This is a genomic window from Methylovulum psychrotolerans, assembly GCF_002923755.1.
GTDB classification, from domain to species: domain Bacteria; phylum Pseudomonadota; class Gammaproteobacteria; order Methylococcales; family Methylomonadaceae; genus Methylovulum; species Methylovulum psychrotolerans.
Genome location: NZ_PGFZ01000005.1, coordinates 14503 through 37448, shown reverse-complemented (window position 1 = coordinate 37448; position 22946 = coordinate 14503). Strand labels below are relative to the sequence as shown.

Annotated in this window: 18 protein-coding genes and 1 pseudogene; 18 read left to right on the top strand and 1 reads right to left on the bottom strand. The window is 54.9% G+C overall.

Translation table 11 applies throughout. From position 1 onward, the window contains the following. Together AADEFJLK_RS11955 and AADEFJLK_RS11950 are read left to right on the top strand one after the other, a co-directional pair. The coding region (locus AADEFJLK_RS11955) for a COR domain-containing protein (protein WP_249028037.1) at positions 1-2789 on the top strand (2789 nt) is incomplete at its 5' end. A gap of 50 nt (positions 2790-2839) precedes the next feature. Next, positions 2840-3217, top strand: coding sequence for a hypothetical protein (locus AADEFJLK_RS11950; protein WP_103974441.1), 378 nt, complete (start codon positions 2840-2842; stop codon positions 3215-3217). A 39-nt stretch (positions 3218-3256) separates the two neighbouring features. Here the strand turns inward: AADEFJLK_RS11950 and AADEFJLK_RS11945 are convergent, their stop codons facing one another. Further along, a complete protein-coding gene (locus tag AADEFJLK_RS11945; RefSeq protein ID WP_103974440.1) occupies positions 3257-4606 on the bottom strand; it encodes a DUF3298 and DUF4163 domain-containing protein in 1350 nt (449 codons plus the stop codon). A 328-nt stretch (positions 4607-4934) separates the two neighbouring features. Between AADEFJLK_RS11945 and AADEFJLK_RS11940 the strand changes: the two genes are divergently transcribed. The 16 genes and pseudogenes from AADEFJLK_RS11940 to AADEFJLK_RS26090 all read left to right on the top strand — a co-directional run. Further along, positions 4935-5429, top strand: a complete 495-nt coding sequence (locus AADEFJLK_RS11940) for an acyl-CoA thioesterase (RefSeq protein WP_103974439.1) — start codon at positions 4935-4937, stop codon at positions 5427-5429. Beyond that, positions 5430-7667 carry a DNA topoisomerase IV subunit A gene (gene parC, locus AADEFJLK_RS11935; protein ID WP_249028036.1) on the top strand — a complete coding sequence of 746 codons (2238 nt, stop codon included), beginning with the start codon at positions 5430-5432 and terminating at the stop codon, positions 7665-7667. A gap of 480 nt (positions 7668-8147) precedes the next feature. Then, complete coding sequence (locus tag AADEFJLK_RS25565; RefSeq protein ID WP_249028035.1) at positions 8148-8480, top strand: CobW family GTP-binding protein; 333 nt, start codon at positions 8148-8150, stop codon at positions 8478-8480. A 6-nt stretch (positions 8481-8486) separates the two neighbouring features. Next, complete coding sequence (locus AADEFJLK_RS11930; protein ID WP_249028034.1) at positions 8487-9119, top strand: CobW family GTP-binding protein; 633 nt, start codon at positions 8487-8489, stop codon at positions 9117-9119. A gap of 310 nt (positions 9120-9429) precedes the next feature. Then, a complete protein-coding gene (locus AADEFJLK_RS11925; RefSeq protein ID WP_103974150.1) occupies positions 9430-10719 on the top strand; it encodes an amidohydrolase family protein in 1290 nt (429 codons plus the stop codon). A gap of 404 nt (positions 10720-11123) precedes the next feature. Continuing rightward, the gene (locus AADEFJLK_RS11920) at positions 11124-12332 is read left to right on the top strand and encodes a transposase (protein WP_103974438.1); all 1209 of its coding nucleotides are present in this window, start codon (positions 11124-11126) and stop codon (positions 12330-12332) included. 140 nt (positions 12333-12472) lie between these two features. After that, positions 12473-13660, top strand: coding sequence for an acetate/propionate family kinase (locus AADEFJLK_RS11915; protein ID WP_103974437.1), 1188 nt, complete (start codon positions 12473-12475; stop codon positions 13658-13660). Positions 13661-13792: 132 nt separating this feature from the next. Further along, on the top strand, positions 13793-16216 hold the full coding sequence (locus tag AADEFJLK_RS11910; RefSeq protein WP_088620614.1) for a phosphoketolase family protein: 2424 nt from the start codon (positions 13793-13795) through the stop codon (positions 16214-16216). Between the two features lie 734 nt (positions 16217-16950). Beyond that, positions 16951-17427 (top strand): SMI1/KNR4 family protein, encoded by a 477-nt coding sequence (locus tag AADEFJLK_RS11905; protein WP_103974436.1) that lies wholly within the window; start codon positions 16951-16953, stop codon positions 17425-17427. A 64-nt stretch (positions 17428-17491) separates the two neighbouring features. Continuing rightward, positions 17492-18085: a hypothetical protein gene (locus tag AADEFJLK_RS11900; RefSeq protein WP_088620617.1), complete on the top strand. Its 594-nt coding sequence runs from the start codon at positions 17492-17494 to the stop codon at positions 18083-18085. A gap of 98 nt (positions 18086-18183) precedes the next feature. Beyond that, the gene (locus tag AADEFJLK_RS11895) at positions 18184-18756 is read left to right on the top strand and encodes a hypothetical protein (protein WP_103974435.1); all 573 of its coding nucleotides are present in this window, start codon (positions 18184-18186) and stop codon (positions 18754-18756) included. 56 nt (positions 18757-18812) lie between these two features. Next, entirely contained in the window at positions 18813-19688 is an 876-nt protein-coding gene (lepB, locus tag AADEFJLK_RS11890; RefSeq protein ID WP_103974434.1) for a signal peptidase I, read from the top strand. 128 nt (positions 19689-19816) lie between these two features. Beyond that, a complete protein-coding gene (locus tag AADEFJLK_RS11885) occupies positions 19817-20848 on the top strand; it encodes a hypothetical protein (protein WP_103974433.1) in 1032 nt (343 codons plus the stop codon). Between the two features lie 190 nt (positions 20849-21038). Continuing rightward, positions 21039-21395, top strand: a complete 357-nt coding sequence (locus tag AADEFJLK_RS11880; protein ID WP_103974432.1) for a TM2 domain-containing protein — start codon at positions 21039-21041, stop codon at positions 21393-21395. Continuing rightward, complete coding sequence (locus AADEFJLK_RS11875) at positions 21395-21826, top strand: DUF1810 domain-containing protein (protein WP_249028033.1); 432 nt, start codon at positions 21395-21397, stop codon at positions 21824-21826. The genes AADEFJLK_RS11880 and AADEFJLK_RS11875 overlap by 1 nt, the downstream gene beginning before the upstream one ends. 103 nt (positions 21827-21929) lie before the next feature. Continuing rightward, a pseudogene (locus tag AADEFJLK_RS26090) lies at positions 21930-22946 on the top strand (CHAT domain-containing protein); the annotation flags it as partial.

Below are 22946 nucleotides of genomic sequence, written 5' to 3'. Positions count from 1 at the left end.
AGAAATGGGCTTATTGGGGTGGAGGCTTGATGGATAGGGATAAATTTAGAAAAGAAGTGGAAGCGGGGTTAGAGGGGAAGAGCCGAGCGCAGCTGGTTGCGTTTGCGGTGCGTTCGGCGATGCGGGTGTTGCCGTTGTTGGCGGTGCAGACAGGGGCGAACTCTTCTTTTAGGGGGCGACGGGAGGCGTTTGGCTTTTGGCAGAGAGAAGATAAAAATGCTTATTTATTGTCGCTATTAAGGGTTTATAGTGTCAGTGTGTGGGGCGTTTCGGTAATTAGTTTCGTGGGCAGTTCCAATGTCGCTGCCTACGCCGCCGCCCGCGACGCCGCCTACGCCGCCTACGCCGCCGCCCGCGACGCCGTCGACGCCGTCGACGCCGCCTACGCCGACGCCGACGACGCCGCCTACGCCGCCGCCCGCGCCGCCCGCGCCGCCGACGCCGCCGCCCGCGCCGCCGACGCCGCCGCCCGCGCCGCCGACGCCGCCCGCGCCGCTGCCCGCGCCGCCTACGCCGCCGCCTACGCCGCCGCCGACGCCGACGCCGCCGCCGCTGCCGCCCACGCTATAATAGCAAAAGAAATCAAAACAGATTTGGATTTAATAGGTCAATTGACAGCCATGCAGTTCCTGCAAGCCCCCTTGTGGTCAAGCCCGCCACCAGAAGAATGGCAACGCTGGTTAAGCGACTTTAAAGCCGATGCCTTAAGCCTAGATGTAGGATTTGAGGTCTGGCTGGATTGGTATGAAGAGCGGCTACAGGGCCAACCTATCGATGCTGATTTGCTGGAGCAATGGGCTAACATCCCAGAAGAAGTCGAAAGCCAAGGAGTAGCCGCCATTAACGCCTATCTGAAAAATCTGGTGGCAAAAAGTGCCACCCAACCGCTTAACCGCGTACGCGCCATTTTTATCGGCTATGGCGAAGCGGGCAAAACCTCGCTGATCCGCGCCCTGCATAATGAACCCGTGCTGGAAGGCAGGGAAGAGATGACCGCCGGTATCGATATCCGTAACTGGCAAATACCCGATACCGAAATTAAGGTGCATTTTTGGGATTTCGGCGGGCAGGTGATGGCTCATGCCACGCACCAGTTTTTCCTGCGCTCTTCTTGCCTGTATGTATTGGTGCTGAATGCGCGTAGCGAGATTAACAGCACCGAACAGGCCGAATATTGGTTGCAACACGTCAAAAGCTTTGGCGAGAAAGCCCCGGTAATGATTGTCGGCAACAAAGTTGACCAAGCCAGTGTTAATCTCGATATGGCCTATTTACAGCGCAAGTATCCGACTATTGTCGGCTTTTATCCGCTGTCCTGCACCCAAGCCCAAAACGGCTATAAGACTAAATTTGCCAGTTTTAAAGAAGACTTTTGTGAACAACTGCGTAAAGTCGGCACCCACCAAATGCTGTTTACCCAAGAACAGTTCGCAGTTCTGCAAGATTTGCTCCCTTATCAAGAGGCTTCGGCATTTTTAAACAAGCAACGGTTTGCCGGAATTTGCCAACGCCACGGCATCGGCGAAGACGGCGTGCAAAACCGGGAATGGCTGTTGGATATTTTGGATAAGCTGGGCATGGTGATCCACTTTCCGCAATTGGCTTGTCTGGATGAGTACATCCTCAACCCGCGCTGGCTCACACACGGGGTCTATACCTTAATGTACCACCGCAAACCGCGTCTGACCGAGAAGAATGTGGTGGATATTTTGCGCGATAAGCCGATCTATGACGAGCAAGGCAACAAGCTAGACTATCCAGGCGATAAATGCCGTTTTATTATGGATGCCATGCACGAGTTTAAACTCGCCTATCCGCTTAGCCGCGACACCCTGATGATCCCTGAGCTGTTGCCCAGCGACCAGCCTGCCGATATTCCGTTTAATGTTATAGGCCGTTTGCTGTTTGAGTTCGTGTTCCGTGGTTTTTTGCCGCGCCATGTCATGCCGGAGTTGATCGTCCGCCGCCATGAGGAGATTGTCGGTAATGTCGTCTGGCAGCGTGGCGTATTACTGAAACATAAAACCTATCGGGCACAGGCCTTGATTCAAGCCGATTACCATGAGCGGGTGTTGTCGGTGGCGGTGCAGGGGCGGGAGGCGAAAGAATATCTGGACTTGCTGCATGATGAAGTGGTGCAGATATTGGCGCGACTTTCTGGTTTAGACGTGGAAAAGCGTCTTGAACTGCCTGCCTCAGCTTGTCTGGGTCAGCCGCCCGAACCCTTTATCCCAGAAAAAGTCAATTATCAGCAAGTGCTAAACCATATCAGAAACGGCACCTATACCTTTATCGGCAATAATAATACCTATAATCTGCATAAGGTGCTGGGGTTAGTTGTCCCTAAGGCAGGTTTGGCGGGATTGGCGGGCGTAACATCCCTGTATATTGGTAAGTTTATTAACGGCGACCATAATGGCAACAACATTCGTCAGGAGCTTAAAAACAGCACGGTATATGGCTCAGTCATTGCCGCCGCCACCGTCACCGATTGCCTAAACACTACCTTGCCGGACTCTAAAGCCACCGAAGAGCATAAGCAACTGTTTGAAGCGTTGTTAACCGCAATCCAAACCCTAAACGCCCAAATCAGCCCCGCCGAAGCCGTACCGCTAGAAAAACTGGCTAACCGCGCCGAGACCTTAGTTAAGGCCAGCCAAAGTATCCCACCGGATACCGAGAGCTTTGCCTTTAGCTTAAGCGGCATAAAAGCCACCGCCCAAACCTTAGGCAAACCCGCTGAGCCTGTGCGTAAAATAGCCGACCAACTGGCGGCGGTGTTGCTATAAATCCCATTACAAGGTATCCAGTTGATTTTTAAATTTTTCAGGAGGTATCTATGCCAGTGGCCGCAATATTTATCATCGACCAGCTCTTTTACGCACTGGATTTTTTCACCGCCGGCCCCCGTTTGCAAATTACCGTGCTGGCGGACGACCCAATACAAACGGAAGGTGGCTTGCGTTTTGAAGTGGAAAATGTCGGCAACCGCCCGACCAGCCTGCACCCTGTAGTCAGGGCGGCTTTTATAACGGCGGCGGGTGAGCGGCGGGATATGCTGTTTGATGTGCAAGACACCGACTTAGCGTTACCGCCGTTCACCCCCAAAACCTTTCAGGCCACAGCGCGGCAAGTGCAACCGGAACGCCAAGGGGTAGCCCGGCAGTATTGCTTTGACCATGGCGACGGCGCGGCAATAGAGATTCAGGTTGATTAACGGTGTGGGCTTCCAGCGGGGCAAGTGGTTAGCCAATGCCTAATGCTTGCCCAACGCCGCCAAAATACTCGGCGCGGTGATATAGCTAGCGGGTATGGGCACTTCGAACATGCCGGCGGCATAAGGGGCGACCGAATATTGGCCAAAGAGCACGATTAGGCCTTGTTTGTTCAATATCACAGTGCAGCCGTTACATTTACCGTCAGAGATAAAGGTATTTTTCTGCTCTTCAACCAGTTCCTGTGACGTATCTTCCATGGCCTTCAGTTTTTCATAAAGCAGCCGGTTGACGGCGGCGCGGTGCTGGCCAAAAATACCATCGACCGTTAAACACTGGCTGGCCGCTATGTCGATAATGCAATCGCCGCCACCGTCACTGTACGGGTGGGCGGCCTGGTAATCATATTCGTAGCTGCTAATCTGCAACGCCAATACCGTCGGGGTATGCAAGGTGACGCTATAGCCCCGTTCCCTGAAACTGGGCGACTCATAGCTGGCTTTGCCGGATAAGGGTGTGCCGTTACATTGATGTTGCTCGGCGGCGGTTTTTAGGTCTTGGTTAAGTTGGGTTTGCGCCGCCGCGTTCGGCAAACCGCTGATGACGGGGTAGCTAATGTCGGCCTGGCACACACATTCGCCGCTATTAGGGTCTTCGCCGGGGGTCGGTTCGCAATCTTTTTCTTTGAACAGGCCTTTTTGTAAGATCGCCTCCTCGACTTTGACCTTTAAGACGGCGGTACTCAGGGCGGGTGCGGCTTCGGTTGGCCCTAGGGAAAACTGGCTGCTGGCCTGGGCGGTGGCTTTGGCGAGGGCGGCGCGGACATCGGGGCTGTCTTCGGCGAGTTGGGGGTTTTGCAGGAGTTGGTGGGTTTTTTGGCGGTCTTTAGAGTAGCGGTAGACGTTAAGATACGCCGCCGTCGCCAAATCGACGCGGCCTTGCAGGGCGAGGACATCGCCGAAGTTACGCCAAGCGTTAGCGCGGCTAGGCTGCAACGCGATCACCGCGCTTAGCACTCGGTAAGCGGCGGGCAAGTCGCGGATTTTCATCAAAACAAAGCCGTAATTGTTGGCAATTTCGATATTCTTGGGGGCAAGTTGGTAAGCCTTCGCCAAAATCACCTGCGCTTCGGGCAGTTTTCCGGCCTTAATCAGCCCCAACGCCGCTCCGTTGAGCTTCTGGGCGGCGGGGCTAGCGGCGGCGGCAGGCTGCATTTTTGCTACCATTTCCAATAACGCTTGGCTTTCCAACACCGCCGCCTCGTCGTTGGCCAGCACCCCAGCGAGCATATTACTGATATAGTCTTGGCTGGTTGACGGAGCGGCTTGGGCTTGGGGGGCTAAGGCCAGCAGGGTTAGGGCAATGGTTAAGGCGCAGCTTGGGCGGGTCATGGGTGGGTTCCTGGTTGGAGGGTTGTTAGTGCTTAGCCCTTAGGGTATCGGTTTACGCCTATTTGCAGCGCGGTAATTTAGCAGTGGTATTTTTAGCATAAAAAAGGGGCTTTTGCGAGTTAAGCCTTGCTTAATGTAGACACCTTTGGATAGGGGCTTACGCATTAGCCCCATACCTTTTTAAGCCATCCGAACAAAGGCTAAAGCCTTTGCAAGCCCCCACAAACTCTCCCACCCCAAAGATAATCCCCCCCAGCCCACATTAAGCCCCCAACAATCCGCCAGTGTCAGGTAAAATAGCCGCTTTTTATAAATTAACCCCTAGCCCATGAGCAAACAAGAGAAAACCCTGACCATGACGGTGCTGATGACACCGGATATGGCGAATTTTTCAGGTAATGTCCACGGCGGCTCGTTATTGAAGCTGCTGGATCAGGTCGCTTATGCCTGCGCCGCGAAATATTGCAAAAATTATGTAGTCACCGCCGCCCTAGACCAAGTATTCTTTAAGCAGCACGTCAATGTCGGCGAATTAGTGACGTTTTGCGCCCGTGTCAACCATGTCGGACGGTCGTCGATGGAAGTGGGCGTAAAAGTATGGGCCGAGCATTTGCGCACTTACGAAAAACGCCACACCACCTCGTGCTTTTTTACCATGGTGGCGTTAGACGAAAACGGCAAGTCGGCGGAAGTGCCGCGCTTGCAGATAGAGACAGACGAAGAACGGCGCCTGTTTGCCGCCGCCGAGCTACGCAAGCAATTGCGCCAAGAGAGCTTGGCGCGGAGCCGGGCGTTGCAGGTTAACGATGATGAGGATGAATAAGTGGTCGCTATACAAGAGAATTTTGAACAACTGCCGTTAAAGGACTTTGCCGAGAAGGCATACTTGGATTACTCCATGTACGTCATCCTCGACCGCGCCTTGCCGCATTTGGCCGACGGCCTAAAGCCCGTGCAGCGGCGTATCGTTTACGCCATGTCCGAGCTGGGGCTGAACGCCGCCGCCAAGTATAAAAAATCCGCGCGGACGGTCGGGGACGTGTTGGGTAAGTACCACCCGCACGGCGACTCGGCCTGTTACGAAGCGATGGTGCTGATGGCGCAAAGTTTCTCCTACCGCTACCCGTTGATTGACGGCCAAGGCAACTGGGGCTCGCCCGATGATCCGAAATCTTTCGCGGCCATGCGTTACACCGAATCGCGCCTCACCGCCTACGCCAACACCTTGCTGAGCGAATTGGAACAAGGCACGGTCGAATGGTCGGACAACTTTGACGGCACGCTGAAAGAACCCGCCCTGTTGCCCGCCCGCTTGCCGAACATCTTACTAAACGGCACTATGGGTATAGCCGTCGGCATGGCGACCGACATCCCCCCGCATAACCTGCGCGAAGTGGCGAACGCCTGCATGATGCTGTTAGACGCGCCGGACAGCCCGCCGGAAGCGGTGTTTGCCCACATCAAAGGCCCGGATTACCCGACCGACGCGGAGATTATCACCTCGGCGGAAGACATCCAAAAAATCTACCGCACGGGTGGCGGTTCGGTGCGGATGCGCGCCAAGTACGAACTGGAAGACGGCGTGATTATCATCACCGCCTTGCCGCACCAAGTGTCCGGCGCGAAGCTGATGGAGCAGATCGCCGCGCAAATGCTGGCGAAAAAACTGCCGATGATTGAAGACTTGCGCGACGAGTCGGATCATGAAAACCCGACCCGCTTGCTGATTATCCCCAAATCCAAACGCAACCTGGATGTCGAAGGTGTGATGTCGCACCTGTTCGCCACCACCGACTTGGAAAAAAGCTACCGCGTCAACCTGAACATGATCGGCCTAGATGGCCGCCCGCTGGTGAAAAACCTGCACCAGATTTTGACCGAATGGCTGAGCTTCCGTAGCGAAACCGTGCGCCGCCGCCTACAATTCCGCTTAGACAAAGTGCTGGCGCGACTGCATATCTTAGATGGTTTGCTGATCGCCTACCTGAATATCGACGAAGTCATCGCCATTATCCGCAACGAAGACAAGCCCAAGCCCGTGCTGATGGAACGCTTTGGCCTGAGCGACACGCAAGCCGAAGCGATTTTAGAGCTGAAACTGCGCCATTTGGCGAAGTTGGAAGAAATGAAGATTCGCGGCGAACAAGATGCCTTGGCGAAAGAGCGCGACAGCCTGGAGAAAACCCTGGCCTCGCCGCGTTTGCTGAACCGGATGATTAAAAAAGAAATCCAAGCCGATGCCGACAAATTCGGCGACGACCGCCGCTCGCCCATCATCGAGCGCGAAGCCTCACACGCGCTGGACGCAGTCGCCTTAATCAGCAATGAACCGCTGACGGTCATTTTATCGGAAAAAGGTTGGATACGCGCCGCCAAAGGCCATGATATAGAGGTCGGCAGCTTAAACTACCGCTCCGGCGACAGCTTTTTAGATGCCGTCAAATGCCGCTCGACCCAGCCCATCTACCTGTTCGACTCCACAGGCAAAGCCTACAGCACCTCCGCGCATGACCTGCCCTCGGCGCGAACCCAAGGCGAGCCGCTCACCGCACGGCTAAACCCGCCCGCCGGGGCGTTCTTCACCCACTTATTGGCGGGCAACCCCGACGATTGGGTGGTGTTGGCGACCCATCTGGGCATGGGCTTTCGGGTGCAGTTGCGCGAACTGCTAACCAAAAACAAGGCCGGCAAGGCGGTGATTGCCCTCAGCGACGACGCGAAATTGTTCAAGCCCCTCCCGGTCGCCAACGACAGCGACTTACTGGCGGTGGCGACCCAACAAGGGCGGCTGCTGATTTTCCCCATCGCCGACCTGCCCGCCTTAGCGCGGGGCAAAGGCAACAAGCTCATCCAACTGACCGCCGCCGAAGTCGCCAGCGGTAAAGATGCGGTGGTAGCGGTGCAAGTGTTGCCCGTGGGCACACCGCTGAAAATCGTCTCCGGCAAACAGTTCTTGACCTTGAAAGTAGCCGATATAGAGCAATATTCCGGCAAACGCGCCAACCGGGGCATGGCCTTGCCGCGTGGCTTCCAGCGGATCGATGGCTTGTTGGTGGAGTGAGTTAGGGGGGCATCGGCTCCGCTCAGCCAACGGAACCCCCGCTCTTTAAGCGGAGCCGAAGCCCCCGTTCCCTGAGCCTTACAAGTGTAGGTTTTTAAAAAGTGACGGGGCAAAGCGTTGAGAGTAAAAGGGGAGTCGCTATTTTTGCGAAAGATTGCTTCGGCATCCTTGCCGGTCAATCAGCAAAAATCACGCGACCGCTTATGCCTTCGGCTGCCCCAGCCGTCCTGGTCACTCGCTCGCCACCCAACAAGGGGTGGCTCACATGCTCTCCAATGACTCGACGCGATTTCGTATAGCCTGCATTTTCACTTCCGCTTCGCTTCGTGAAAACTCAGGCACTATCGCTTCTGGGGACTACTCGACTCCTGTCTCGCAGCGGCGGCGTTAGTGTTCATAGGCCGTAATTTACCAGAAACCGAAAGGCAGGCAGTGTGGGCTTCCTGCCGGGTCAGCTAATTATTCAGAGGATAACCAGTCATGCAAACGGCTAACCCGGCAAAGCACCGTATTCCCGTTATTGTGTTGAGCGGCTTTTTAGGGAGCGGTAAAACGACCTTGCTTAACCGCTTACTGGCACACGCGCACTTACCGGCGATTATCGTCAATGAATTCGGCAGTACCCCCATTGACCAGCAATTGCTTAGGACGCATAACATCCCTTTAAGCACCTTAGCGGGCGGCTGCTTGTGTTGCCAAGTACAAGACGTGTTAACGCCCTTGTTAAAAAACTTACGCATGGCTTGGGAGGCGCAGCCGAAAAAACCGTTTGAGTGCATTTTCATCGAAACCAGCGGGGTCGCCAACCCGTAACCCATTTTGGATACCTTGTTGCGTCAGCGTTGGTTGGCCGCGCGTTACCGTTTGGAAGGTATGATTGCCACGGTTTCGGCGGTGAACGGCGCCGAGGTGTTGGCGCGTTTTCCCGAAGCCCAAGCGCAAATAGCGTGGGCAGATAAAATCATCATCACCCATTCGGATAGGGCGACCGAAACCCAAATGGACGGATTGTTGGCGCAACTGGCGCGTTTAGCGCCTGCAATAACCCCATTACAAGCGGTTAACGGGCTTATTGACCCGGCGGAAGTCATGACCTTTCGTCATGCAGAGCGTTATCGGTTGCAACAGACGTTATCTATCCCCGCACATAATTTTTATAGCGTCAGTTTGCAATTTGACCAGCCGTTTGCTTGGGAGCGCTTACAAGCGATGCTGGAAACCTTACTCATGGCTTATCCTAAGCAATTGCTCCGCTTGAAAGGCTTGGTGTACACGCTCAATGAAAGTGATCCGCTGGTTGTGCAAGGTGCGGTCAAAACCCTTTTTCCGCCCGTTCGGATACCCGCCAGAGTCAGCGATGACGGGCGCAGCCGCTTAGTGTTTATCACCGACGGCGAACTCGCTGAGTTACCGACAGTCATTATGGAGATGTTGCAAAGCAGTCAGACATAAACGTTGGGTGGCCGATAAATGACCACCCATAAATCCTGCCGGAATGTTAATGGTGTGGTGAAAATAGAGGTCGAAAGCCCGCCATTTGCCACACTTGCCTCTGGCAAATCCCACACTGGATACTTTTAGTCGCCACTGATATTCTCGAAAAATAAACATAACAACTTGTTTATAAAGTAAAATAATATTACGGCACAGTTTCTGCTTTTGTTTAGGATGCCCTCGAGCGGCAGGGTGGCTGACCGCCGCCCTGCACTGGCCTCCTAATAACAACAAACAAACTAGCTAAGCTAACTAAAGGGAAACACAGATGACCAAACCACAGCACCTCACCCTCAAAACCCTAGGCATCGCCGCCGTGCTGGCGCAAGGGTTGGCGTTACCGACCGACGCATTGGCGGGCTGTCGGCTCCTGACCGCCGACCGGGTATTTGACGGCGAGACCTTACTCAGCAACGCAGGCGTATTAATCCACGGCGGCAAAATCGCCCGTGTCGATAGCCAAGACGCTTTAGCCGGGTCGTGCGGGAATAAAATCGCCATGGGCGACGCGACCATTGTGCCGGGGCTGATCGAATCCCATGCCCACATCACCTTCCAGAACGTCCGTAAAGACCAAGTACTGGCACACGGCATCACCACCGTCCAAGACACTGGCGGCCCCTTACAGCCCCCAGAAGGCGGTGCGGGACAATTGCGTTTATTGAGCGTCGGCCCCATACTTCAAGCGGCGGGCGGTTATCCGCTGAATATCTTTAGTGGCGGCGGCGCGGGCGGTTATGATCAAATCGGCCTGACCCTCGGCTCAGAGGCAGAGGCGCGGACTGCCGTCCAGCACCTCGTCGACGGCGGTGCTACCGCCATTAAAATCGCCTTGGAACCGGGCGGCGAAACGGGCGCACCGTGGATGCAGCCGCACGGCAGCAACCCCGTACCGCCGACACCGTGGGACATCTTGCCGCAAGCCGTCGCCACCGCCATTGCCGACGAAGCCCACCACCCGCAGAATGGCCGTCCTGTCCGCCGTGTCATCGCCCACGTCGGCGAAAACATCGGCTTTGAACGCGCCTTAGTGGCGGGCGTTGACGAATTCGCCCATATCCCCTGCGCCCCGCTAGATGCCGCCCTTATCAACCAAGCCGCCAACACCGCCGGACTGACCTTCGTCTCCACCGTCGACACCTTGGCCTCCTGTACCGATAGCGGTACCCACTTGGGTATCCATAGCAACATCATGCAACTGGCCGCGAAAATCGTCGACTGCGAGGCCGCCACCCCAGGCCAATGTGCGCAAATCCTTTACGGCTCGGAAATCGGCCACGATAACGTGCCGTGGGGAGTTAACGGTGAAGAAATGGCGATGCTGCTGCACCTGACCAGCGGCGAGTCAATTGATTTTGGCGACGTGCTGAATGTGTTTAAGGCCATCACTTCTAAAGCGGGCAAGCATTTAGGCATAGACAAGCTCGGCACTTTAAGCAAAGGTGCGCCCGCCGATGTCGTCGCCGTACGCGGCAACGCTTTTGCGCGTTTCAAATTGCTCGAATACCCGGATCTGGTCATCTCCGGCGGGCGGTTGGTGGTGAATAAATTTAAGTAACCGCAAGCACAGGACTTTGGGGCGCGGGCATCTTGCCCGCAACTGGCGGGCAAGATGCTCGCGCTCCCTCCCACCCCAGATAATGGTATAGAGTCCGGCGTTAAGCAAACGACAAGCTAAAGGTTAGCATACACGGTTAGGCCATCGAGCAATGGCTAAAGACCATTGCACTCCGTTCACGGCGGCCTCTCAGTGGAATGCAATGGTCTTTAGCCATTGCCGAGGGCTTTAACCTCGCGCTTAACCCAAAATCTCAGGTTGGCCTGTTCGACGGGGAAGATGCTCCCTCCCCTGCGAAGGGGAGGGCTGGGGCTTACAAGTGTAGGTTTTTAAAAAGTGACGGGGCAAAGCGTTGAGAGTAAATTGATGAGTGTCATCAACATCCGTTTACCGAAGGTGCCGCCATGCCCCGCCATCCAGAACTATACCAATGGATCGACACGATTGCCATGCATTTTCCGTCCCTCAGCAAGCCACAGGCATTGGGCTTGGCGTTGTGGAGTTTTGGCATGGCCGTCGCGCGTTCATGCAGCCTGAGCGCCGTGGCCGACGTGTTGTCGCCGCTGCTGTGGCAAAAGTACAACACGCTGCGTGAAAGGTTGCGTGACACCTATCGGGAAGCGGGCGCGAAATCGGGGCGGCGGCGTGCCGACCTTTGCGTCACCGAGTGTTGGGCGCCGTGGCTGGCCTGGGTATTGGACGGCTGGGCAGGCCGCCAGCTCGCCATCGCCATGGATGCGACGAGCCTGGGGGATCGGTTCACCGTGCTGGCCATCAGTGTCGTGTACCGTGGCTGTGCCGTGCCGGTCGCCTGGAAGGTGCTGAAAGCCACGGAGAAACACGCCTGGAAACCGGAATGGCTGGCGTTGTTGGGGCGTTTCCGGGGACTGTTGCCGGAGGGCTGGACGGTCATCGTGCTGGCCGACCGGGGCTTGTACGCGAAATGGCTGTTCGGGGCCATCGTGGAACTGAAATGGCATCCGTTCCTGCGCGTCAATGTCCAAGGTTCGTTCCGTCCCGAAGGCTGGTGCCGCTGGCATCCCTTTTGCAGTTTGGTGCCTGCGGAAGGCCGCCGTTGGCAGGGGCGCGGCACCGCGTTCAGCGGCAAAAAGACACAGTTGCCCTGCACGTTGTTGGGCTGTTGGGGCGAAGGGCACAACGGCCCGTGGCTGGTGCTGACCGATCTGGCGCCCGAATGCGCCGACGCCTGCTGGTACGGTTTGAGGGCATGGATAGAACAGGGCTTCAAGCACAGCAAGCGGGGCGGTTGGCAATGGCAACATACGCGCATGGATGATCCGGCGCGGGCGGAGCGGCTGTGGATGGCCATTGCCATTGCCACCTGGTGGCTGCTTTCCGTCGGTGGCGAAGCCGAGGCCGGAGCCGACACGCCGTTGGATCTCAAGGAACCATCAGTGCCGGGTGCGGCACGGCGACAAGGGAAGCGCTGGCGGATGGTCGGCATTTTCCAACACGGCTGGTCTTTGATTGTCGCCGCCTTGCTGAACCACCAACCCCTGCCCGTCAAACCGGGGCGGCCTGAGGCATGGCCCGGTTTGACGGAAATCAACGGCGTGACTTTGGCTGTTTACGCAGAAGGGGGTGGAGGGTAAGAAAACCTACACTTGTAAGCCTCCCAGCCTCCCCCTTGGTGTAGGAATGTGGCAGGCTTTACAATTAAGCCGTATCGCTATACGCTTATGGGGTTTATCTTACTCTTATCTAATAGCTTAACGGACGCGATGATGGCTTTATGACGCAATGGCTGCTGGTGGTGAATGTCGGCAGTACCTCGGTGAAGACGCAGTTGTTTGACGGCCTGTTGCGGACGCAGGCGGCATTGGCGGCGGATTACGGTGATCCCGCCGCTGTAATGCTGACGGGGCTGGATTGGCAAGGCGGGGCAGTGGCGACGCTGTTGGGGCCGTTGCCGGACGTTGCCGCCGTGTTGGCGGCAGTGCTGGCGCGTTGGCAAACGTGGCTGGATGCCGCCGGGGTACGGCTGAGCGCTATCGGCCACCGGATTGTCCACGGCGCGGACTGGTTCGGTACCTTAACGCCCATCAGCCCGGACGTATTGGCGCGGCTGGCGGCGTTGGACGCTTACGCGCCGCTGCATAACCCGTTTAACCGCTTAGGGGTGGGGCAAACCTTGGCGATCTTTCCGCAAGTCGCCCATTTCGCTTTGTTCGATACGGGTTTTCACCGCCAATTGCCGATGGTCGCCAAACGCTACGCCATCCCTGAGGCCTTATCCACGACCGTGGCGTTTTACCGTTACGGTTTTCATGGCCTATCCTGCCAACATAGCCTCAACACCGCCGCGCATTGGCTGGGCCGTGCGCCTGCCGAGCTGAACTTGATTATCCTGCATTTAGGTGGCGGTGCGAGCGCGACGGCGGTGCGCGGTGGGGTCAGTGTTGACACCTCTATGGGCTTTTCGCCGACTGCCGGCCTAATGATGGCGGGGCGGTGCGGCGACCTTGATCCGATGATTGTGCTGACTTTGCAGCAACAAGGCTTGCCGCCTGCGCAACTTAGCGGGATACTCAACCATGAGAGCGGGTTACACGCGGTATGCGGTGAGGGGGATATGCGCCGGATTTTACACCGTGCTGATGCGGGCGATGCGGCGGCGGCGTTGGCGGCGGCGATGTTTTGCTATCAGTTGAAAAAGTATATCGGCGCATATTGCGCGGTGTTAGGCGAGGTGTCGGCGGTGGTGTTTACTGGCGGCATTGGCGAACACGCCGCCGCAATCCGCGCCCAGACCTTAGAGGGCTTGGGGCCGCTAGGTTTCGCGCTCGACCCCGCCGCTAACCAAGTGCTGGTCGGCGGCGGCGATATTAGCGCGGCGGACAGCCGGGCGCGGGTGCTGGTGATCCCCGCCGAAGAGGCGCAGGTCTGCGCGGGGCTGATGCTGGGGGCTTTGGCTGCATAACATCTGTGTGGAGCGCGGGCATCTTGCCCGCAAAAGAGGCGGGCAAGATGCCCGCGCTCCAAGGTCATATCATCTGACACTATTTTTCCGGACACGCTGTGTCCAATGATTAACTTGAGTATGAGGAAGCTAATGGAACCTAAAAACCACGATCTGCGTTTGTCGGCGGAACTGCTGGAGCGCATGAATGCGTATTGGCGGGCGGCCAATTACTTATCGGTCGGGCAAATTTATCTGCTCGACAACGCCCTGCTGAAAGAACCGTTAAAGCTGGAGCATGTCAAGCCGCGCCTGTTGGGGCATTGGGGCACGACCCCTGGGCTGAATTTTATTTATGTGCATTTAAACCGCCTGATTAAGGCGCATGACCTGAATATGATGATGGTGTGCGGCCCAGGTCACGGGGGGCCGGCGATTTTGGCGAACAGTTGGCTGGAAGGCACTTACAGCGATTATTATCCGAGCATCAGCCAAGACAAGGACGGCATGAAGGCCTTGTTCAAACAATTCTCCTTCCCCGGCGGCGTGCCCAGCCATGTCGCGCCGGAAACGCCGGGTTCCCTGCATGAGGGCGGCGAATTGGGCTATGCCTTAACCCATGCCTACGGGGCGGTGTTTGATAATCCCGATCTGATCGCCTGTTGTGTGGTCGGCGACGGTGAGGCCGAAACCGGCCCTATGGCGACGGCGTGGCATTCCAATAAGTTTTTAAACCCTAAACGTGACGGGGTGGTGTTGCCGATATTGCATCTGAACGGCTACAAAATCGCCAACCCCACCATTCTGGCGCGGATTGATGAAGATGAGCTGATCCAACTGTTCGCCGGTTACGGCTACCGCGCGTATCTGGTCGAAGGCCATGATCCTGAGATTGTCCATACCCGTATGGCCAGTGTTTTGGACCAATGTCTGGACGAGATTGCCGCTATCCAACAGCAAGCCCGCACGGGCGAATTGCCCATCAGCCGCCCGATTTGGCCGATGGTGATTTTGCGTACCCCCAAAGGTTGGACGGGGCCTAGCAGTGTTGACGGTAAAAAGACCGAGGGCTTTTGGCGTTCCCACCAAGTGCCGCTGGCGAACCTGGCCGAAAATCCCGAGCATTTGGAAGGCTTGGAGCGGTGGCTGAAAAGTTACCGCCCTGATGAGCTGTTCGACGAGCAAGGCCGCCCGCTGCCGGAGTTGCTGGACTTGGCTCCGAGCGGCCAGCGGCGTATCGGCGATAATCCCCATGCCAACGGCGGTTTGCTGTTGCGTGACTTGCGCCTGCCCGACTACCGCTGTTACGCGGTTGATGTGCCCGCCCCTGGCGCGGTGGTCGCCGAAGCCACACGGGTGATGGGGCGGTTGCTGCGCGATGTGCTGCGCAATAATCAGGAGCAGGGTAATTTCCGCATTTTTGGCCCCGATGAAACCGCGTCGAACCGCTGGGATGATGTCTTTGATGCCACCTCACGGGTGTGGATGGAAAAAATCCTTCCCGAAGACACCAACCTGTCACAAGACGGGCGGGTGATGGAAATCCTCAGTGAACACACTTGCCAAGGCTGGTTAGAGGGCTATCTGCTGACCGGGCGGCACGGCTTTTTCTCCTGTTACGAGGCGTTTATCCATATTGTCGATTCCATGTTCAACCAACATGCGAAATGGCTGAAAACCTGTAACCGCATCCCGTGGCGCCGCCCGGTCGCGTCGTTAAATTATCTGCTGACTTCGCACGTCTGGCGGCAAGACCATAACGGTTTTTCGCACCAAGACCCCGGCTTTATCGACCATGTCGTCAATAAAAAGGCCGAAGTCATCCGCGTTTACCTGCCGCCCGATGCCAATACCTTGTTGGTGGTGACTGACCATGTTTTGCGTAGCCGTAATTATGTCAATGTGATTGTCGCGGGTAAGCAGCCAGCGGCGCAATGGCTGAATATGGACGCGGCGATAAAACATTGCGAGGCGGGCATCGGGGTGTGGGAATGGGCGAGTAACGACTGTGGCTGCGAGCCGGATGTGGTGATGGCCTGTGCGGGCGACGTGCCGACCTTGGAGGTGTTGGCGGCGGTCGATATTCTGCGCCAAAAAGTCCCTAGCCTGAAAATCCGCGTCGTTAATGTCGTTAACCTGATGCGTCTGCAACCGCCGAGCGAGCATCCTAATGGCTTGTCGGATAAGGATTTTGATGAGATTTTCACTAAGGATAAGCCGATTGTTTTCGCTTACCACGGTTATCCGTGGCTGATCCACCGCCTGTGCTACCGCCGCACTAATCATGCGAACCTGCATGTGCGCGGATATAAGGAAGAAGGCACGACTTCCACGCCGTTTGATATGGTGGTGATGAACGACATGGACCGCTTCCACCTCGCCGCCGACGTGATCGACCGGGTGCCGCGCTTGGCGCAACAGGCGGTGTATTTAAAGCAATACATCCGCGATAAGCTGATTGACCATAAGCATTATATCTATAAGTATGGCGAGGATATGCCGGAGATACGGAATTGGCAATGGCCTTTGCCGGTTGTGGCTGCGGAAGAGGCGGGGGATGGTGGGCGCGAGGGCTGAGGTTTGGTGGGGTGACGGTTTCGCCTTCTAGTACCTAAAGCTCCCATTGACGCTGGTTCCCAAGCTCTGGCTTGGGAACCCAGCTTTTCGAAGCTCCCGCTTCGGTAATGCGCGGCTGCCCCGTACTGACAGGTGTGCCTGTCCCCCCGCTTTAGGCACCACGGGCTTTCCGGGATTATAAATTCCCGAAGCAGGAGCTTCGGCGCTTGGGGTTCCCAAGCCGGAGCTTGGGAACCAGCGTAATCTTTATTTGCACTGGTTCCCAAACTCTGGTTTGGGAACCTAGCTTTTCGAAGCTCCCGCTTCGGGAATTCGCGGCGGCAAGTAGCCACTGCCGACAGGTGTATTAGTCCATCCGCTTTAGGCCCCACGGGCTTTCCGGGATTATAAATTCCCGAAGCGGGAGCTTCGGCACTTGGGGTTCCCAAGCCGGAGCTTGGGAACCAGCATAATGTTTTGCGACCCTATTGGGAGCCGTCGTCGTATGAATCTCAAGATGTCGTTTTCAACGAAGCAATTGAAGATATAAGTAGGTTCTTGGAAGATACGCTTTTTAAGAAAGCGGGGTATTTGTTATGAATGCCGAAGCTTTTGGTTTTGTCGTCGGTTAATTCGGAATAAGCCTAATCAGTCGGTCAAGGGATCTGCTATTGGGAAGCGGTTTTTTTTATCCTCGGTTTTTGGCTTCACTGTAGGTGTTCTGGCGACGACCCCTTACTCACGCTAGGTATGCTATGGAACTCATGCCCCTCATTGCCAGATTTGATGCGGTCATGTCACCGGGTCTTGATTACCCGCTGTGTCCTGATTACCCACCGCGTCCGACCCGCCAAAGTATCGGGAGGATCGAAACCCACTTCGGCATTGCTTTGCCGCCAGCGCTTATCGAGGTCGCACTGCATTCACGGTCGTTTGGCCGTTGGTTTGCTGGGCTGGGGCCGGACTATACCAGCCTTAGGCACATTATCCGCATCAACAGCTATTGTCGACGGCGGCGGCGAAGCAGGGCGATACCCAAGTATCTTATCGCATTCAACGTGGGCTTTTTCTATTGTTTTGACGCGCGGCACTACAACCACCAAACGGGTGAGTATTTTATCCGGTATTGGAGCCCTGGAATGGAGGAGGGCGATCCATATTGTAGTGTTGCGGAGTATTTGGAAGTCTGTGTAAAGGGTTGGGAAACTGCGCGTCGGGGGCGGCGGGGATAGGCTTCGGCTATTTCTGGGCGGTATGTTCTTCACTGCGCGTTAGGTGCTATTTTGTGGTACTCAAATGAAAATAAAAGCGGTTTTTGGGTTAATTATGGGCTTGCAGTGCGGTGATTCATGGGCACAACAATTCTCCATCCCTGCGGAATTTGTTTCTGAGGTAAAGCAAGCTGAAACAACGGGAGTTGAATTGTTCCGGGTGTTTGCTAATGCCAAGCCTATAACGTCGCCAACAGAGCTAAAGGCGCAAAGCACCGCCGAAACTGCCCCAATAGACCGCTGTGATACGCCTTATCGGACGGTGGTTCTGCCACCCAAAAAAGCACAAAAATCGATAACGGTTTATATTATGGGTATCCCTTCACTCATGGCCGGCATAATGGGCGGGCGGCATTTTCGGGTAGAGGTTTCGCCAGATGGCGGCAGCGTTTTATCGGTCACACCTTCCACCCAAACCTGCCTCTTTACCAAACCAAACGCTATGCCTAATGGCGCAAAGTCTGTTGGGGCATTGATGACCCATATTCTGTCGGTAGCCCCAACGGAATTTCAGGTATTTCTGAGCCTGTACAATAAACAGCCTCTTTATGTGGGGACAAAAGCGGGGGTATGGCGGATTGAAAACGGTAAGGTTTCGTATGTCAGTAAGCCGAAATAGTCGGCCACACAACGGGGGCGAGCCTATGCCTTTTAGACAAGCGTTAGGGCAAGCAGTCTGTTTCACGATACGATACTTTAAACGTCTTAGGTTAGCCGATGAAATCTATAGTTAAGTTTTTTGTTTGGGCAGCTTTTGCCTGTTGGCCGCTATACTCTGGTGCGGCGGTGGAGATGACGGTCGTAACGCCTAGCGGGGTTGTTGCGTTCACTGTTGAGGAGCAGTGGCAGGTGTTGTCTATGCAGCCGACGTTGCCGATTGCCGCCGCTGTGTTTCAGCTACCCAATCAGGCGGATGAAGGTACGGCGGACTCGACCAATTTGATCCTACAACTGTATGACCTAAAATCGCCGGAGGCGTTGCAAGCCTTACAGAAAGTCGGGCAGGTGTTCGGTGCTGCCAAGCCTAAAGAGGAGGTGTTCAAGGGTTGGGTGTTGTATAGGCAAGACTCGGTTCAGGATGGCACGGCGTATTCGGTTATCGATGCTAAACAACGTCTTAAGACAGTAGCGGCAAGTGTCCGGCTGGCGTGGCCGCATTTAAAAAATAATCCGGCGGCTTATGATGCCCAAATGGTCGAGGCGTTGCATAAGGTTTTGTTGTCGGTTCAGGAGCGGGTCGGGCCTTGGCGACCGGAAAGCGGCGCGGTTATCCGTCGGCCTGAGCAATAGCGCGGCGGGCTTGTTATTGGGCGGTATGCCCTTTCACTATTAGGCTAGGCACACGAATGATGACAAATTGGAAGCCAAAAAAATGGCTGGCGATCCTCTTGGGTTTTTTTGTACCGTCGCTGGGGATGCTCTATATGGTTAGGGTAAGGTTGGCGGCTGCTTATTTTCTGGCGGGTCTTGTTGCGGGGAGTCTTGATCTTTGGATGGTGTTCAGTCAGGCCCCGTGGGGGCACTATCTTTTCTTTGGTTGGACGCTTATGGCGATAGGTGCGGTGCATAGCTATTGGCTGGTACGGCAAAACCGGGTAATACCGATTAGGCCTTGGTACAGTAGATGGTATAGCTTGCTTGCCTTGCCTATCGTGCTGACCGTTATGATCTTTTCGTTTAGGGCGTTTTTGTTTGAGCCTTTTCGTATGCCCTCTGGTTCGATGTTACCCTCAATAAATCCGGGCGATATTCCGGTGGTCAGTAAGTGGGGTTACGGGCATTACGCAACATTCGGCATTACCTTGGCTAGGTCTGGCTTAGCAAAAGAGATTAAGCGTGGTGAGGTGGTGGTTTTTGCCTCTCCTAAAGATCCGTCAATTGATTATGTAAAACGTGTGGTTGGTTTACCGGGCGATACGATAGGCTATGATAAGGATTCCCTAAGCGTTAATGGCAAACCCGCCGCCAGGGTTTTCGCCGCGAAAGACCCGGATGTTGAGGTGTTTTCGGAGTCGCTTGACGGGAGCCGTTATCAGATACAAGTCATGCCCGCTGCGTCTTCTGTTAAGGGCAGTGTGACCGTGCCGGCGGGGGCGGTGTTTGTGATGGGGGATAACCGCGATAATTCTAACGACAGTCGGTTTTTTGGGCCTGTCCCGCTGGAAAATATTGTCGGTAAGGTAGTTTACATTGTTCGGGCAGGCAAGCGTACGGTTTTTTAAGTGGTAATTATTGATTTCCTTATCGGTCGTATTATTGTATAGTCCTGAAAAAGCGGTTTTGGGTTCAGGGCAAAGGCTTTGCCTTGGGTTTTTGGGCGGTGCGCCTCTCTCACAACGTTAGCTATTTTATGCCGAACGCTATAAAAATTATCAGTCTGTCCCTCTTTATTGCCTTTAACTGTCTGTTTACTGGGCCAGCAAACGCCGAGACCGAACTAGAGCAACGCCATAGCATTTCTATGGCGACAAAAAAAAGCTTTTTAGCGGAGGATTTTGCTCAGTTAGAAAAGGTGTCTGCCCTTTACCGGACAACAAAAAACCGGACTTCCAGCGGACTATGGCTGCTGACTTTATTTTATGGGGGTATTAATGCCGCCATCGCCGAGGTCGAAAAGCAGGCGCACAATGATGCGGATGTGGATGCCCCGTACCGGCTGCTCGAAGCAAAGACAAAGCGCTGGGCCGAGCAATTTCCTGACTCGCCAACTGCACATGTAACCCACAGTATGGTGCTTATCAGGCATGGCTGGGCTTATCGTGGCGAGGGCTACGCATCGACGGTCAAGCCGGAATCTTGGGAGCCTTTTTTCCGGTATGTCGCTATGGCCAGAGAGCATTTGGAAAAATATAAGGCAGTGGCGGCAATTGATCCCAGATGGTACGAAATCATGCTCCTCGTGGCGAAGGCGGAGAATTGGGAGCGCGACGAATTCGATAGGCTGCTGGATGAGGCGCTTGGCCAGGAACCGTTATTTTATCAAACCTATTTCTCCGCTCTCGAATATCTATTGCCAAAGTGGCACGGCAGCTTAGCTGAAATTGAAGCCTTTGCCCAAGATGCGGTAAAGCGGACGCTAAACCAAGAAGGCCGGGGCATGTACGCTAGAATTTACTGGTATGCTTCACAAACCCAGTTTGAAAATGACATTTTCAAAGATTCGTTTGCTGTATGGCCTAGCATGAAGGCGGGGTTTGATGATGTGGTCAGCGACTATCCTGACGCATGGAACTATAACAACTACGCAAAATTCGCTTGTTTGGCTGGGGACCTGCCTAAAACGAGGGAGCTATTGAAGCGCATAAAATCGTCTATAGTACCAACTGCTTGGAATCCGCCTGCATTCATTGATTACTGTAAAAAATGGGTGGCGCAAAAGTGAGGCTTCCATTTAATAATAATTTTTTTATTTCTTAATTAAAACAATTTGTTATAGTGTGGTGCGGTTCCCTCTCTATTAAGGTAAGGAGCGGCCTTACCCCACAGGCTTGTATTTTTAACAAATGTCCCACCCTCTTTAAGGTGGGATTTATGAAAAACTTAAGAAAATATAACGATAAAGGATAAGAAATATGAACGACCTCATGGTTAAATCGCCCCAAGAAAAATTTTGCAGCGAATGTGGGGCGGTAATAAACGCTAAGGCGGAGATTTGCCCGAAATGTGGTGTTAGGCAAGCGGCCGCGCCCAGCCAGATCAATTTAGGGACGGTCGCCGCCAATGGCAAAAGCCGGATTGCCGCCGCGCTGTTTGCGTTTTTTCTGGGCGGGATAGGGATTCATAAATTCTATCTGGGTCAAGTTGGCTTAGGCATTGTGTATTTGCTGTTTTGTTGGACGTTTATCCCTTATATCATTTCTTTTATAGAGTTCATCTTGTTTCTCACTATGAGTGATGAGACCTTTAATAACAAGTATGGGCAGGCATAGTGCGCTCTGATGGCTTTGATTTGGAGAGGTTTGTCAGTGCCCAAGCGGATAGTTATCAACGGGTGTTGGCGGAGTTAACTGGGGGCAAAAAGCAAAGCCATTGGATGTGGTATATTTTTCCGCAAATCGCGGGGCTGGGGCGTAGTGATATGGCTCAACGCTATGCCATTCAAAGCCTTGCTGAGGCGGTGGCTTATCGCCAGCATCCCATCCTCGGCCCGCGCTTGCTGACGTGTTGCGGATTGGTGGTGGCGGTTGAAGGCAAGACGGCTTTAGAGATTTTGGGTTCTGGGATTGATGTGCAGAAATTTCAGTCGTCTATGACCTTGTTTGCGCTTACGGCGGATGGGGAGTCGGTTTTTTCGGCGGCGTTAGACAACTATTTTGCGGGCGAAGCAGATACCCAGACGTTAGTCCTATTGCGGAAGTGATTTTATGATGCGGGTGCGGCTTATCTGTAGGGCTTAAGGTAAGCTTGTCGGTGTCTGCACCCCCGTTGCTTACCATTAAACCCTATCACCCTAAGATAAGCCCATGAAAACCCTGCGCATAGAAGTTTTTAACGCCAGTTCCAGCCTTGCGCAATTGCGGTTTTTTGCCGATGACAACCGCCAACCCCGTACCCGCGACCTAGCCCCTGCCGAATTAACCGACTTTTGCCGACGTAGTCTAGCGCATTACCAAGACGGCTTATCCTTGCAAGCCCTGGGTAAAACGTTGTTTGACTGGCTGCACGGTAAGGAAGGCTATTTGGACGGTTATAGCCAAGATACCGTGTTGTACATCCCTAGCAGCCCCCTAGGTGAGGTTGCGTGGGAGTTGCTGCACAATGGCGGGTATTTATGCGCCAACCTGCACCATCCGTTTACCCCCTTGCGCCGGGTCTCGACCAGAGAAAACCTAGTCCAGCCGAAAAACCGCCCCTTGCGCCTGTTGTTTATGGCGAGTTCGCCGGAAGATGTGCTGCCCTTGCTCCAGTTTGAACAGGAAGAGGCGTTAATCTTAACCGCCACCCGCGCCAGTAATTTGGAGTTGGTGGTGGAAGAAAGCGGCTCTTTGGAGGGCTTAAGCGAGCGTATCAGTGATGGGGGTGATGCTGATAGCTTTGATGTCGTCCATATCACCGGCCATGCCGATATTGTCAACGGTCAGCCGATATTCTGGTTGGAAGACGGGTTCGGCCAAGCCCAGCTTGCCGATGCCGAGGCCATTGCCGGGGTTTTTAGCCGCTATGGGCGGTTTCCGCGTTTGTTGTTCTTGTCCGGTTGCAATACCGCGCAAGCCAGCGCCAAGGCCTTGCCCAGCTTATGCGAAGCGTTGGTGTCGGCGGGTGTGCCAGCGGTGTTGGGTTGGGCTAAGCCTGTGGGTGATTTAATCGCCAGTTTTACCGCCCAAGAGCTGTATCAACGCCTGGCGGAGGGCGTGGAACTGGGGCGGGCGGTCAGTTTGACCCGCCAAGCACTGTACCGCGAAGAACAACGTATCCTGCAAACAGACCCCACTTATAAGCCGCAATGGCATTTATTGCGCTTTTATAGCGACGACACGCCG